Source organism: Kineococcus arenarius subsp. arenarius (assembly GCF_050871845.1).
In the GTDB taxonomy this organism is placed as follows: Bacteria; Actinomycetota; Actinomycetes; order Actinomycetales; family Kineococcaceae; genus Kineococcus.
This window is the reverse complement of the sequence record NZ_JBJLSE010000011.1, coordinates 15,622-30,038: the sequence shown is the minus strand read 5'-3', so window position 1 is coordinate 30,038 and position 14,417 is coordinate 15,622. Positions and strand designations below refer to the sequence as shown.

Here is a 14,417-nt window from a genome sequence, read left to right as displayed (position 1 = left end):
TCCCCGCGTCGTCGCGGGATCCGCCGAGCGCCCCGCGAGCCGCCCCGGCGTCGGTGCCGCGACGGGGACTCAGCCGAGCGTGCCGGACACGCTCATGTGCAGGGGCGGGAGGGGGGTGTGCCGAGCACGTCAGCCGGCGTTCCGGACGCCCCCGCCCGGCAGCGCGGCACCCGGAACGGCGGTACCCGGCGCAGCGGTGAGCAGCGCGTCCAGGAGGTCGGCACCGAGGTCGGCGCGGACACCGTCCGGGTTGACCAGGCCGGCGTGGGAGTACCAGTCGGAGGTGGCCTCCGGGTGCGGCCCGACGACGGCCACGCGCCCGCGCCCGCGCGCCTGCACGAGAGCCGCGACAGCGCCGCTGGCGTACCGGGCCAGCACCTGGACGCCGGGGGCGGCGGGGTCGTCGAGCAGGAAGCGCGGGCCGTCCTGGAAGAAGACGTGCCGCGCCGAGCCGCGCCAGCTGACGGGCAGGACGGTGTCGCGCGCGTGGCGCAGCTCGGCGCCGGGGGACCCGGCGTACCGGTCGGTGTCACCGTCGAAGAGGCCGAAACCGGGGGTGCGCCCGGCCAGGTAGGCGCCGAGGCAGATGCCCAGGTAGGCCCCGCCCCCTTCGACGAAACCGCGCACGTCGTCGGCCGAGGAACGCAGGTGCCGCCAGGCGCGGCGCAGCGTCCCGCCGCCCGGCTGCACGTACAGGTGGGCCTCGGCGAGGGTCCTCGCCGTCAGCGGGAGGTCCTGCCCGCGACCGGTGAAGCGGACCTCCAGGTCCGGGCGGACCCGCCGGACCAGCACCGCCGCCGAAGCCGCGCAGGCGTCCGTGGCCGCCGGTCCGCGGTAGACGAGGGCGAGCCCGCCGCTGCGGCGTCGGGGGCGTTCAGCGGGCACGCGCCGGTCACCGCCCACCGCGCAGGACGCCGTCGCGCGCGCGGTGCGCACCGGCCGCCACGACCCGCTCCAGCGGACCCTGCCCGAAGCGGTGCCGCCAGAGCACGGCCACGACCAGGCCCACGACCACCTGGGAGGCGAAGAACGTCGTGTCGTCCTCCGAGGTGATGTACCGGGTGGCCAGGACGTTGAGCGTGTAGAAGGTCAGCGTCAGCGTGCCGAGGGCGGCCAGGGGCGCGAGCAGCGTGCGCGCGCCGCGCACCCGCTCCAGCAGCAGGACCGCGCCGAGCACGGCCATCGCCACCCCGGTGGTGTGCAGCAGGTCGACGGGGGTGCTGGAGTGCGCCGCGCTGATGGCCAGCCACCAGGAGGTGCTGCTGGGCAGCACCGGGTCGGGGCCCCAGCCGATGACGTCGTCGACCTCCTCGACCGAGAGCCCGGGGGTCGCGACCAGCGCGTCGTAGCCGCCGAACTGGTACAGGAGCACGTTGGAGACGAGCAGCGGGACGACCGCCAGCAGGGTGCCGCCGCCCAGCAGCCACCCAGCGACCCGGGCCCGGCGCAGGTCGCACCGGCCGATCAGCAGACCGGCGCAGATGTACGTCATCCACGGGATCGCCGGGTACACGCCCGTGAGCAGCAGGCTCGTCACCAGGCGCCACGGGTGGACGAACGCGTCCCCCAGCGAGGGGTTCTCGACGAAGGGGAACGGCAGTCCCGAGCGCACGGCCTGCATCACGAAGGGGGCGACCAGCGCGCTCACCACGGCGAGGAAGATCAGCACGCGCGCCGGGGAGTAGAGCACCGGGGCGGCCAGCAGGAACATGACACCGTAGTAGGGCAGGATCACGTACGGCGCGTCGACCACCGAGCCGACGAGGAGCCCGATCACGGTGATGCAGAGCGCCCGGGCGGCCAGTCCTGCGCACGCCGCGACCCTGGTGCGCCCGTCCGTGGACCGCCGCGAGCCCCCGGTCATGAAGGCCAGGCTCACCCCGGCCAGCAGCGCGAACAGCGCGGCGGCCTTGCCCGCGAACAGCGCCCAGGACCACGACTGGTCGCCGTCGTCGGTCACGAGCGAGTAGGTGTGCACCGCCGCCATGCCGATGAGCGCGAACCCGCGCGCGGCGTCGACCCCCGTGATGCGGGTCTTGCGCACCTGCGGCCGGGGGTCGTCGCCGGCCCGCGGGGCCCGGGCCGCCACGGGGATCTCGGCGGTGGAGCCCCGGAGGACCTGCTGCACGGACCCCGGCTCGCGGGGGTGTTGAGGGATCGCCACGGGACGTCACGTTACAGAGAAGTTTCGCACTCACACACCGCTGACGGAGACGTCCGCGAGAATCCCACTGCCTGTCGCAATCTGTTCACTCAATGCAAGAACCGCCCGTAGGCATGTAACTACTGTGTGTCCGATTGTGGTCGCCTGAGTAACTCGTGTGGTCCGAGCAATTGTTTCCTTCTGCTTTCCTGTGCTTGACTCCGCAAGCCTGGGGGGGCGGCGTCGATCGCCCTGCAACGGCAGCGCACCGCTGGACGCCCGGTCAGAGGCGTCCCGGACCTGGTGGTGCGCAACGCGACGATTCCGCCAGGAAGGGCCTCGTGACCACCACGCCCCACCACGACTCCCCCGCCGACTCCACCGTCCGAGAACTCCCGCGCCAGGAGCGCCCCCCGGAGGTCCTCCGCACCGGCCGGCACCGCGCGGACGCACCGGCCGTCGAGCCGATCCCCCGCAACCTCGTCCCCGCTCACCGGCGAGAACTGCTCCTGCCCCCCGGCCGGCCGCACCGGCCGGCGACCCCGCGCTCGGGCGCCCGGATGCACCACGTCTTCGAGGCCAGCTGCGACGCCACGCCCGCGGCGACGGCCGTCCAGTGCGAGGACGATTCCCTGAGCTACGTGGAACTGGACGTCCGCGCGAACTGGCTGGCGCACCACCTGCGCCGCAGCGGCATCGGCGTCGGCGACCGCGTCGCCGTGTACCTGCACCGCTCGCTGCTCACCTACTCCGCGGTGCTGGGCGTGCTGAAGTCCGGCGCCACGCTGGTGCCCGTCGACCCCACCTCACCGCAGGACCGGGTCGAGTACATCGCCACGGACTCCGACGTCGACCTGCTCATCACGACCCGCGAACTCGCCGACACCGCCGCGACCACGGGCCGCCCCGTGCTGGTGCTCGACGAGGCGGGCGGGCAGTTGTCGACCATGCCCTCGTCCCGCCCGGTCGTGGAGGCGACGGGGGACCCGGTCGCCTACATCATCTACACCTCCGGCTCGAGCGGGCGCCCCAAGGGCGTGCAGGTGGCGCAGTCGAGCATCTGCAACTTCCTGCAGGTCGTCCCCGAGCTGTACGGCGTCAGGCGCGAGGACCGCGTCTACCAGGGCATGACCATCGCGTTCGACTTCTCCATCGAGGAGATCTGGCCCACGTGGGCGGTCGGTGCGACCGTCGTCGCGGGCCCCAACGACGGACGCCGCCTGGGTTCCGAGCTCGCCGACTTCCTCGAGCACCACCGCGTCACCATGCTCTACTGCGTGCCGACCGTGCTGGCGACCATCGACCGCGACCTGCCGCTGCTGCACACCCTCAACGTCGGCGGGGAAGCGTGCTCGCAGGAACTGGTCGAGCGGTGGAGCCAGGGCGGGCGCCGTCGCATCCTGAACACCTACGGCCCCACCGAGGCGACGGTCACCGCGACGATGGCGGAACTCGTCGCCGGCCGGCCGGTCACCATCGGTCGCGCGCTGCCGACGTACACCACCCACGTCCTCGACGAGCAGTTGCGGCCGCTGCCGGACGGGGAACCGGGCGAGCTCTGCATCGGCGGCCCCGGCGTCGCCGTCGGTTACGTCGGGCGCCCCGACCTGACGGCGGAGAAGTTCCTGCCCGACCCCTTCTGCGAGGGCGGCCGCCTCTACCGCACCGGCGACCTCGCGCGCGTGCTGCCGGACGGCGAGATCGAGTACCTCGGCCGCGCCGACAGCGAGGTGAAGGTCCGCGGCCACCGCGTCGACCTGCAGGAGATCGAGAACGTGCTGCGCGAGGACGACGGCGTCAACGACGCCGTCGTCACGCTCCACAAGCAGATCGGGGAACTGGCCGGCTACGTCACCGCGCACCCCGGCCAGGACGAGGATGAACTGCTGCGCAGGGTGCGCGAGCGCCTGCAGCGGCAGGTGCCCCCGTACATGGTCCCGCCGTACCTGCTCCTCGTCGACGCCTTCCCCATGCTCCCCAGCGGCAAGGCCGACCGCAAGGCGCTGCCGGTGCCGACGGGCGGGCGATCCGTGGGCGGTGACGGGGAGCACGTCGCACCCGCCACCCCGCTGGAGCAGGAGGTCGCGGCCGTGTGGGCGGACGTCCTGGGTCTGGAACCGGCCGCCCTGAGCGTGGAGGCCGACTTCTTCATCGCGCTCGGCGGGCACTCCCTGGCCGCGGCCAACGTCGTCTCCACCCTGCGGCGGCGCCAGATCGCCCCGCGGATGGCCGTCGGCGACCTGTACGCCCACCCGACGGTGCGCGAACTCGCGGCCCACCTCCAGGCCGACGCCGACCGCGGCACCGGCGCGACGGTGCCGGAACGCGCCGGCCGAGCCCGGCACGGCTCGCTGCGCGTCGCGCTGTGCGGGGCCGGTCAGTTCGCGTCGCTGTACGCGCTGATGCTGCTCTTCTGCGCCCCGGTCGCCCTCGCCTACTCCTTCAACGACGGGCGCCCGTCCCTGACCCTGCTGGTGCAGCTGATGGTGGCCACGGCGGCCACCTTCCTGCTGGGGCGCTGGGTGTTCCCGCCCCTGGGCAGCCGGCTGCTGACGATCGGCGTGCGCCCCGGCCGATACCGGCTGTGGGGCTGGACGCACCTGCGCGTGTGGTTCCTGCAGAAGCTGATGGTCATGTCGCCGATCACGGTGCTGAGCGGATCTCCGCTGCTGCCCGGCTATCTGCGGCTCTGCGGGGCCCGGGTGGGCCGTGACGTCCACATCGCCAGCGGTGAGGTCATGCTGCCGTCCCTGACGACGATCGGGGACGGGGCGAGCGTCGGCTACGGCGCCCAGCTGCAGTGCTTCCACGTCGAGGACGGCTGGTTGCACGTCGGCCGGGTCGAGGTGGGGCCCGGTGCCTTCGTCGGCTCCAGCTCGCTCGTCGGCGCCGGCGCGAGCCTGGGCGCCGACGCTGTGCTCTCGGAGCACTCCTCGCTGCCCGCGGGCACCGAGGTTCCTGCCGGTCAGCGCTGGACCGGTTCCCCGGCCGTCCCCGATCCCCAGCCGCACGCCGTGCTCGCCCAGATCGCCGCCGCCGGTCGCTTCCCCGCGGCGACGCGGCGACTGCGCGGGGCCTTCCGCGCCGGTTTCCTGGGGGTGGAGCTCGTCCAGCTCATCACCCTGCTGCCGCCCATCGTCCTCGTCTGGTGGACGCTGCTGATCTGGGGCAGCGGCGCCGCCCTGGCCGCGTGCCTGCTGACCGGCCCCCTCTACGTGGGGTGGACGTGCCTGCTGGTGGCCCTGCTGCGCCGGCGCGTGCTGCCGGAGACGCCGGTGGGCGTGACCGCCGCCAACTCCGCCCTGGGGCTGCGCAAGTGGCTGGCGGACAAGCTGCTGGAACTCAGCCTGATCTCCACGAACACCCTGTACTCCACCCTGCTCACCTCGCCGTGGCTGCGGGCGCTGGGTGCCCGCGTGGGGCGCGGCGCGGAGGTCTCCACCGTCGCCCACCTCGACCCCGACCTGCTGGAACTGGCCCCCGGCAGCTTCGTGGCGGACATGGCCAGCGTGGGCAGCGCCACCTACTACCGCGGCGCGATGGTGATGGAGCGCACGACCGTCGGCAGCCGCGCCTTCATCGGCAACGCCTCCTTCGTCCCGGCCGGCACGTCCCTGGGTGACGACTCGCTCGTGGGGGTGCACACCGTGCCGCCGGCTGCGGGCGCCCCGGAGGGTTCCTCGTGGCTGGGCTCGCCGGCGATCTTCCTGCCGCGACGGCAGGACAGCGGTTCCTTCGACGAGTCCCAGACGTTCCGCCCGCACCCCGCGCGGGTCCTGCAGCGGCACGCCATCGAGTTCGCCCGCATCACCCTGCCCGCGTCCGTGCTGGCGATCTCCACCTTCCTGGCGATGTGGGTCGTCGCCACGGTGGCCAGCGAGTACGACCACTGGATCGTCGTGGTCGCCGCACCGGCGGCGTTCCTCGGCGCGGGGCTCGTCGTGGTGTGCGCCGTCGCGGGGTTCAAGTGGCTCGCCGTGGGCCGCTACCGCCCGCGCGTCGAGCCGCTGTGGAACCCGTTCGTGCGCTGGTCGGAACTCGCCACCGGTCTGTACGAGGCCGCAGCCGTCCCCGCGCTGCTGCAGCCGCTGGCCGGAACCCCGATGCTCGGCCCGCTGCTGCGGCTGTTCGGCACGCACGTCGGCCGGCGGACGTACATCGACACGACGTACCTGACCGAGTTCGACCTGGTGCACATCGGGGACGACGCCTGCATCGGTTCCGGGGTCTCGCTGCAGACCCACCTCTTCGAGGACCGGGTGATGAAGATGTCGGACGTGCGCATCGAGGCCGGTGCGTCCGTGGGGACGCGCTCGGTGGTGCTCTACGACGCGGTGGTCGGGGCCGGGAGCACCCTCGGCCCGCTGTCGCTGGTGATGAAGGGCGAGACGCTGGCCGCGGGAACGCACTGGCGGGGCATCCCCGCTCAAGCCGAGCACTGAGCCCACCCGGCGGGGCCGGTCCGCGGTGCGCGGACCGGTCCCGCTGCTCTCAGGGAGCGGCCCGGGGGTCGTCGGCCTCCGGCAGGGCGCCGACCTCGACGAGGACCTCCAGGACCTCGGGCAGTTCCGCGAACGCCTCGGCCACGTCCTCCGGGGTGGCGATGGTGTGCGCGTTCTCGCGCAGGTACCGCTGCAGCGCGGCGTCGAACTCCTCGGCACCGACCCGGTCCCGCGCTTCGACGAGGGCGGTGCCACCGGCGGTGTAGACGCGCTCGTAGAAGGTCGTGGCAGGGCTCCGGTAGCGCGTGAACCAGCTGAGGGGCCGCCCCACGTCCGTCAGCGTCCGCCGCGGCAGGTCGTCCAGCGACACGTCGTCGCCGTCCGCGACCCGCTGGGCGAACGTGGCGAAGGCCTCGTCCAGCCAGGGGTCACGCCCCTGGTCGTTGCCGACCAGGCTGTAGAACCACATGTGGGCGAGCTCGTGGGTGATCAGCGGGCGGCGGCGTTGCGGGTCGACGTCCGCGACCTGCACGGCGCCCGGGAACTCGATGCCGCTGCTGTCGCTCTCGACCACCGTGATCCACAGGTCGTCGTACGGGAACGGGCCGAGCAGGTCGACGAGGTCCTCCAGGGACTCCCCGATGACCTCCTCCCAGTCGTCCAGCGGCGCCTCCACGCGTCCCTCGACCCCGGCGAAGTGGACCCGCACCCCCTCGACGTCGAACTCCCGCACCTCGTAGTCGCCGACGTGGACGGCCACGTCCCGCACCGACGGCGCGCTGAACTCCGTCGTCGTCCGGTCCGGGTCGCCCGCACCCGCGGTGCGGTCCTCGAGGGATCCCGTGGCCTGCACGACGTGCTCGGAGGGGGCGGTCACCTGGAGGGACTCCAGCCGGAACTCCTCGCTGACCGCCGTCTCCCCGGCGACGGCCACCGCCGGGGTCTCGTCCCAGCCGACGCCGCGCTCCCACGCCAGCAGCGGGAAGGCGGTGGCGAACCACGCGGCGTCCCCCCGCGAGGAGCGGCCGATGCGCTCGTCGACGTCCACCCCCAGCTGCAGGTCGAAGCGCAGGTCGGCCGTGAGGGTGGTGCCCGCGTCGACGCACTGCGCCAGGGGCACCCGCAGCAGGGTCCCGGCGGGTGCTGCGGCCGGCGCTCCCGCCTCCTCGTCCCGGGCGTCCACCACCTCCCCGTCGACCCGCACCTCGGTCACGACCAGCCCGCTGCCGGGCTCGGCCGTGGTGGGCTTGTTGGGCCAGTTGCGGAAGACGAGCTCGCACACGCGCTCGTCGGGGGTGAAGGCGATCCGTTCCCGCCCCGAGACGCTGCTCAGGTCGTCGGCGACGTCGAAGGACAGCCGCACCACCGGGCGCTGGTCCCACGGCCCGGCCGTGCCCGTCGGGGTCGGCGCCACGTCGGGCACCGGTCCTCCGCTGCAGCCGGCGAGCAGGACCGCACCGGCACCGGCCCCGGCCCCGGCCCCGGCGAGCAGGAGCCGGGGTGGGATGACGCGCATACGGTGTTCTCCCGCGGGACCAGGTGCACTCGCCGGTCGGCGGGGCCGCCGCCATTGTGCCCGGGCCTCCCTCCGGACCACGCGTCAGGTGCGGGCTCGTCGTTCCGCGATCTCTGTTCGAGTTCTATTACCCGCGATAAGCGGAATTTACCTTGCAATCGGGGCCGAGGCACCACACGGCTCGTCCTCACCACGCCGTGGAGGCCGTCAGCTCCCCGACAACGCTGCGCGCACGGCGTCGGCCGAGCGCCGCGCCGCTCCCCGCAGCGCCGCCGGGTCCGGTCCGGCGGCCAGCACCTCGCGCGAGCTCGCCGCCAGCACGAACGGGCGGGCGGCGCCGAACACGGTGCGCAGGTCGGCCGCGGTGGCGCCCTGCGCACCGAACCCCGGCGCCAGCAGCGGGCCGTTGACCGCCGCCAGGTCGATGCCGAGGTCCTGCACGGCGCTGCCCACGGTGGCGCCGACGACCAGCCCGACGTCGCCCATCGGCGGCACTCCGGCGTTCTCGGCCGCCGCGGCCTCGGCGACCGCGCGCGCCACCGAGCGCCCGTCGGGCCCCACCGCGTGCTGCACGCCCGGCCCTTCCGGGTTGGAGGTCAGGGCGAGCACGAACACCCCGCGGCCGTGCTCGGCGGCGGTGTCCAGCAGGGGCTGCAGGGAACCGAACCCCAGGTACGGCGAGGCGGTCACGGCGTCGCCGGCCAGCGTGGAGTCGCCGGCGAACGCGTCGGCGTAGGCGGCCATGGTGGAGCCGATGTCACCGCGCTTGGCGTCCACGATCGTCAGCAGCCCGGCCTCGCGGGCGTCGGCGACGACCCGCTCCAGCGCCGCGACGCCGCGCGAGCCGTGCCGCTCGAAGAACGCCGCCTGCGGCTTCAGGGCCGCGACGTGCCCGGCGAGGGCCTCGACGACGGTGCGGCCGAAGCGCTCCACCCCGGCGGGGGGGGGGGGGGGGGGGGCGCGCGCCCCCGCCGCCGCGGGGGGGGCGGGGGCGGGGCCGCCGCCCCCCCCCCCCCCGCGCGCGCCGGCGCCCGCCCCCGGCCCCCCCCCCCCCCCCCCCCCCCCCCCCCCCCCCCCCCCCCCCCCCCCCCCCCCCCCTGCGCCGGGTTCGCCCAGCGCGGGGACGCGGGGACCCGCGCGGGTCAGAACATCGTCGCCAGCGTGCGGTCCGGCTGGCTGACCAGGCGGGCGATCGGCACCAGTGCCACGGCGGCGGCCGTGCACGCCGCCGCCGCCAGCGGTGGGACACCGGTCCAGGGCAGCGCCCCGGACACCACGACCGCGGAGGCGCCGAGAGCGGCGAGGGCGACGGTGGCTGCCGACGCGAGCCGGGAGAACGACTCCAGCAGGGCGGCGACGAACCCGACGACGCCGAAGCACCCCAGCCCCACCAGCAGCAGCACGAGGCCGCGCTCCGACGTGGCCGCCGGCTGCACGAGGAGGAAGGTCAACGCCGACGCCGCCGCGGTGAGCAGCACCAGGCGCACCAGGGCCCCGGCGATGATGCCGCCGAACACGCGCCGGTTGCGCCGGCTGGAACGGTCGCCGAGGTCGGTGGAGGCCAGGGACCCCAGCAGGACGGTCCAGACCCGGTTCAGGTGCCGCCCGGCCCACACGCTCCCGAGCAGGGACGGGACCAGCGCGACGACGGGGAACGGCCGCCAGGTGGACCACTCCACCGAGGGGTCGACGACGATCAGCAGGGCGGTCGTCCCCCCGATGGTCCCGGCCGCCAGGGACCGCGGCAGCGGGGTCGGCGGGGACGCCGACGGTGCGCAGGTGACCAGGGCGGCTGCGACCACCACCTGCGTGAGCACCACGACGAGCAGGACGTCCAGCACGACGGGCACCCCCAGGTTCATCGCCAGCGTGGCCAGGAGCAGGGAGGCCGCGTACGGCACCCCCCAGCCGCGCACGACGACGAGCAGCCCGCCCACCCAGGTGACCACGAGGGCAGCGGGCAGCACCAGCGCCGGGTCCAGCACCAGGCCTCCGGTCGCGAGCAGCGACGTCGCGGCACCGACCCCGACGGCGCGGTGGTCGGCCCGCAACCTGCCGATGCCGCGCGCGTCGGTGAGGTAGCGCCGGCGCAGGAACCACTGCAGCCCGAGGCTGACCGGCAGTGCGAGCTTCCACGCCTGCTCGACCGCCCCCGACCCGAGCGCACCGGCCAGCGGCGCCACCCAGGCCGTCGTCGCCAGCAGCGTGGCGATCAGGCCGAGGAACTCCCGGGTGGAGTCCGGCGCCACGTCGCCGCGGGCGCGGCGGTACGGTCCGGCGGGCGGGGACGCCCGCCGGACCGCGGCCACCTCGCGGGCCAGCGGCAGCGCCGAGCGCGCGAGCAGCCCGCCCCACGCCTCGAGCACCACGCTGGCCTCCAGCGGGTCCTGCGGCTCGCGTCCCAGCCCGGCCCGCACGCGGGCGGAGGCCTGTTCCGTGGTGATCCTCATCGTCCCGCTCCCACGTGGTCGTCCGGTCCGGGTGCGGCGGGGTCCCGCGCGGCCACGGCGCGCAGCAGGAGGTCGTAGCCGTCCAGGCAGCGTTGCTGGCCGAACAGCCGCCGGACGCGCTGCTGCCCGCGCTCGCCGAGCAGTTCCGCCAGGTCCGGGTCGGTGAGCAGGGTGGTCACCGCGTCGGCGAGGCCGTGCACGTCCCCGGGGGGAGCGGTCATCCCCGCTCCCCGCACCGCGTCCAGCACTCCGCCCACCAGGGTGGTGACGACCGGGCGACCCTCCGACAGGGCCTCCAGCACCGACATCGGGAACCCTTCCGAGATGCTCGTCATCAGCACGACGTCGGCCGTCCGCACCACTCCGGTGGGGTCCTTCGTGGGCCCCATGAAGCGGAAGGAACCCCCCAGCTGCAGCTCCTCGTGCAGCGCGCGGCAGCTCTCGGCGTAGGCCTCCTGGCCCTGCGGGACCGGCCCGTAGTGCAGGAACGTGGCGTCGGGCACCCGCCGCCGCACGGCGGCGGCCACCCGCAGCATGGTCTGGACGTCCTTGAGGGGGTCGAGGCGGCCCACGGAGACGACCGTGCGGGTGCGTGGTGCGGGCTCGGCCGCACCGGGGACCGGCACCCCGTTGGGGATGGCGACGATGCGCCGGGGGTCGGCCCCCAGCTCCTCCTCCCACGGGGCGTTGGCCGGCGCGACCGGAGCCACCACGTCCGCGACCGCGTACGTCAGCCGGGACAACCCGCGCGCCAGCCTCGTCGTGACGAAGCGCGCGGCGGCGGGGTCGGAGGAGCGGGCGGCGGCCAGGTAGCTCTCCCGCACGTACAGGCCGTGCTCGGACAGCACGACGGGGCGGTCGTGCAGGGCCTTGTCGACCGCTGCGGGCAGCACCGACCATGCCGCGGCGGTCACGAGGGACACGTCGGCGTCGGGCGTGGGTTCAGCTCCGGCGCGCGCGATCCAGAACACCGTCTGGTACAGCTCGACGGCCCGGGAGAGGTCGAACGCCGGCGCCGGGCCGCCGGCCCCGTCCGGGTCGGCCAGCACGCGTGACAGCGCGAGCGTGTACCGGTGCCAGGTCTCCTCGTCCCGGAAGGTGGGCACGAGGCGGTCGGGGTGCCGGCGGCACCACGTGAGCGCCTCGACCACCGCCAGGGGGTCCGTGGACCAGCCGAGCAGCCCCTCCACCAGTTCACCCGCCAGGTCCACGCGGTTGCGCCTCCGGCCGCGGGCCCGCACCGCTGCCCGGCGGGGGGTCCGGGCGGGGCCCCACAGGTGCAGGTGGCCGGCCAGCTGCGCCTGTGGCGGCAGCTGGAAGACCGGCTCGTCGACGTTGCCGGTGAACGCGAAGATCGACCACTCCACGTGGGGCAGGCCCCGGACCAGCAGGTCGCACCAGGTGCTGACCCCGCCCACGACGAAGGGGTAGGTGCCCTCGGTCAGCAGCAGCACCCGCAGGGGCGGCTCCCGATCGTCGCCGGCCGCGGCCGGGGTCCCGCCGCTCACCGCGCCCCCACCGGGAGGGTGACGCGCAGGGGCTCGCCGGCCCGCACGTCGATCCAGCCGGAGCGCGTTCCCGCGTAGGCGTCACCGAGGTGCGCGCGGCGCTGTCGGCGTCCTGCGGTGCGGCTGTGCTCGGGCACGGTCAGGGGGACCTGCACGTCCTCGGTCGTCCGCACCTCCAGGGCGCCGGCGTGCAGGAGGGCGGTGACCCGGCCCGACGCCAGGGCGGAGCGCCACCGGTGCCGGCGGCGCAGCTCCTCGGCCACCTCGTCCATCGACGTGTTGACGAGGGGGGCGCTGCCGTCGAGGAGGGAGCCGAGGACCCCGAGGACGTGACCGACGAACGTGAGCAGGACGCGTTCCCCGGCGAGGTTGGACTGGTGGGCGAAGAGGGGGCCGGGGTCGTTCGTGAGGACGTGGCGCAGCACGATCGTCGTCTCCGACCGGAGGAACTCCTCGGTGGACGCCGCCCGGACGCCCTGCGGCGCGTACTGGCGGTTGTAGTCGTCGAGCAGCTGCCCCCAGGTGCTCACGTGCGCGTAGACGTTGGTCGGGTGGCGCGGCACGGTGGTGGCGGGACCGATCGAGGAGCCGTGGGCCGGCAGGGAGGAGTCCGTGGCGATGGCGGTGATGTCGTTGCCGCGCAACGCCTCGGGCAGGTTGGGGTTGTCCAGGCCGGAGTGGACTCCGGTGACGAGGGCGGTGGCGCTGGCGCCCAGGCCGACGGACCGGGCCCAGTCGTTGTTGGCGCCGATCTCCTCGCTGAGGGCGGAGGCGTCCAGCCACGGTGCTGCCGCACCGGCGGGGGACCGGTCGTGGGTGGCGGCCCGCCCGAGGTCGCGGTGGCTCCACGTGTGGTTGATCCAACGGAACTCGGCGGCACTGGTCAGCAGCGAACGCGTCAGCGCGTCGTCGGTGCCGGCTCCACGACCGTTGAAGGCCAGGTCGAAGGTGAACCCGTGCTCCTCCTGCCACGCGACCAGGGCTTCCACGTCCCCCGGGGTCATCCGCACGACCGCCGGGTGTTCCGCCGGCACCACCTCGCCCTGGCGCGTCGTGGCGTTCGCCAGGAGCACGTCGTCCACGTGGCAGGACAGGAAGTGGCGCTCGAGGCCCAGGTGGGTGCCCCGGGTGACCCAGGTCAGCAGGCCGCGGGCGAGCAGCAGCCCGTGCAGCATCCACTCGTCGTTGTTGACGAGGACCACGACGTCCTCCAGGCCCTGCCCGTCGTCGGCCACCCCGACGACGGGTTCGCCGTCGGTCGTCTCGACCAGGGTGGTGAACCGGTCGTGGTCCAGCACGGTGGCGCGGTACCCCCAGCTGCCGGCGCCGAGGACGAGCTCACCGCGGAGGTAGCCGAAGACGGCCGCGCCCGCGGGTGTCACGCGCACCGTGACCCCCGTGGTGTCGCGTCCGCCGTGCGCCTCGAGCCCCGCGCCGGGGCGGGGGAACTCGTAGGCGGCCAGCTGCCGCACACCGAAGCGGCGGCGGTAGCGGTGCAGCGCGGCGGAGCTGCTCCAGAACGCGGAGGTGTCCGTGCCGGCGATGATCGCGTGGTAGCGGCCGTGGTCGGGGTCCCCGCCGTGCACCAGATCGCCGTCCGTGACGGGCCGGGCGCCGTCGGGGTGCAGGACGTCGTGGTCGGTGCCGACGCGGTCCAGCACGGCCCGCCACGCCCGGGTGGTCGGATCCTCGGGGTTCCCGGCCAGCAGCAGGACCCGCACGTCGGTGCGCAGCCCCGCCGCTGCGCGGCGGCGGGCGGCCCATCGGCCGAACCGCGTCACCGCGCCGCGGTCCTCGCGGGCACCGGTTCGCCGTGCCCGCCGCTGCGCCTGTCCGCACCGCTGCCGGCGCCGCGCCTGTCGGTGCCGTGGTCGGTGGGGCGCTCGGCGACGTGGCTGCCCCGGGGGCCGCGCCGCTCGACCACGCGCCGGTCGATCTCGGCGAGCGGGAGGCCCCCACCCAGTTGCCGCTTCATCTGGGCGGCGGCGACGGTCAGCTCGTCGAGGACGTCGACGAGGGCGCGACGCGTCGCCTCCGTGTGCGCCATCACGTGGTAAGCGTCGTCCTGCGCCTCCAGCGCGTCGAGGAGGGCGGGGTGCCCGGCGAGGGTGCCGCGCAACTGCTCGGTGACCTCGCTGATGCTCCGCGGGCGTTGGCGTTCCAGCTGCAAGCGGGCGTTCTCCCGCCTGAGGCGCTCCACCTCGAGGTGCAGCTCGGCCTCCTCGCCGCCGGCCGCCCCGCTTCGACGCCACCACCGCGCTGTCCTCATGCTTCCCCCCGGAGCCGTAGGAACTTGAGCTCGGCAGGGACGGTAGCGGACCTCGGGCACCCTTTTGGGTGAACGCGGGACAAGTTCGG

The 14,417-nt window shown here is 74.8% G+C and carries 9 protein-coding genes; 1 reads left to right on the top strand and 8 read right to left on the bottom strand.

Annotated features, from left to right (window positions below; translation table 11 throughout):
* Positions 1-129 precede the first annotated feature (129 nt).
* Both ACRYM0_RS04835 and ACRYM0_RS04830 read right to left on the bottom strand, forming a co-directional pair.
* Positions 130-885: a BPL-N domain-containing protein gene (locus tag ACRYM0_RS04835; RefSeq protein ID WP_432502611.1), complete on the bottom strand. Its 756-nt coding sequence runs from the start codon at positions 883-885 to the stop codon at positions 130-132.
* A 7-nt stretch (positions 886-892) separates the two neighbouring features.
* Positions 893-2,164, bottom strand: coding sequence for a heparan-alpha-glucosaminide N-acetyltransferase domain-containing protein (locus tag ACRYM0_RS04830; protein ID WP_432502609.1), 1,272 nt, complete (start codon positions 2,162-2,164; stop codon positions 893-895).
* 320 nt (positions 2,165-2,484) lie between these two features.
* On the opposite strand from ACRYM0_RS04830, the gene ACRYM0_RS04825 reads away from it, so the two are divergent.
* On the top strand, positions 2,485-6,585 hold the full coding sequence (locus ACRYM0_RS04825) for a Pls/PosA family non-ribosomal peptide synthetase (RefSeq protein WP_432502606.1): 4,101 nt from the start codon (positions 2,485-2,487) through the stop codon (positions 6,583-6,585).
* 49 nt (positions 6,586-6,634) lie between these two features.
* On the opposite strand, the gene ACRYM0_RS04820 is transcribed toward ACRYM0_RS04825, so the two are convergent.
* From ACRYM0_RS04820 to ACRYM0_RS04795, 6 genes are all read right to left on the bottom strand, one after another.
* A complete protein-coding gene (locus ACRYM0_RS04820; RefSeq protein ID WP_432502604.1) occupies positions 6,635-8,101 on the bottom strand; it encodes a M1 family aminopeptidase in 1,467 nt (488 codons plus the stop codon).
* 207 nt (positions 8,102-8,308) lie between these two features.
* The gene (gene pyrF / locus ACRYM0_RS04815) at positions 8,309-9,217 is read right to left on the bottom strand and encodes an orotidine-5'-phosphate decarboxylase (protein WP_432502678.1); all 909 of its coding nucleotides are present in this window, start codon (positions 9,215-9,217) and stop codon (positions 8,309-8,311) included.
* Between the two features lie 26 nt (positions 9,218-9,243).
* Positions 9,244-10,551: a hypothetical protein gene (locus ACRYM0_RS04810; protein WP_432502601.1), complete on the bottom strand. Its 1,308-nt coding sequence runs from the start codon at positions 10,549-10,551 to the stop codon at positions 9,244-9,246.
* On the bottom strand, positions 10,548-12,059 hold the full coding sequence (gene pelF, locus ACRYM0_RS04805) for a GT4 family glycosyltransferase PelF (RefSeq protein WP_432502600.1): 1,512 nt from the start codon (positions 12,057-12,059) through the stop codon (positions 10,548-10,550). Before pelF ends, ACRYM0_RS04810 begins: the two co-directional genes overlap by 4 nt.
* Positions 12,056-13,840: a hypothetical protein gene (locus tag ACRYM0_RS04800; protein WP_432502598.1), complete on the bottom strand. Its 1,785-nt coding sequence runs from the start codon at positions 13,838-13,840 to the stop codon at positions 12,056-12,058. Before ACRYM0_RS04800 ends, pelF begins: the two co-directional genes overlap by 4 nt.
* Entirely contained in the window at positions 13,837-14,328 is a 492-nt protein-coding gene (locus ACRYM0_RS04795; protein ID WP_432502597.1) for a hypothetical protein, read from the bottom strand. Before ACRYM0_RS04795 ends, ACRYM0_RS04800 begins: the two co-directional genes overlap by 4 nt.
* Between the last annotated feature and the right edge of the window lie 89 nt (positions 14,329-14,417).

Excerpts from the sequence above, each read along its gene's own strand:
- ACRYM0_RS04820 (WP_432502604.1), bottom strand. The coding sequence starts at position 8,101 with ATGCGCGTCATCCCACCCCGGCTCCTGCTCGCCGGGGCCGGGGCCGGG.
- ACRYM0_RS04810 (WP_432502601.1), bottom strand. The coding sequence starts at position 10,551 with ATGAGGATCACCACGGAACAGGCCTCCGCCCGCGTGCGGGCCGGGCTG.
- ACRYM0_RS04795 (WP_432502597.1), bottom strand. The coding sequence starts at position 14,328 with ATGAGGACAGCGCGGTGGTGGCGTCGAAGCGGGGCGGCCGGCGGCGAG.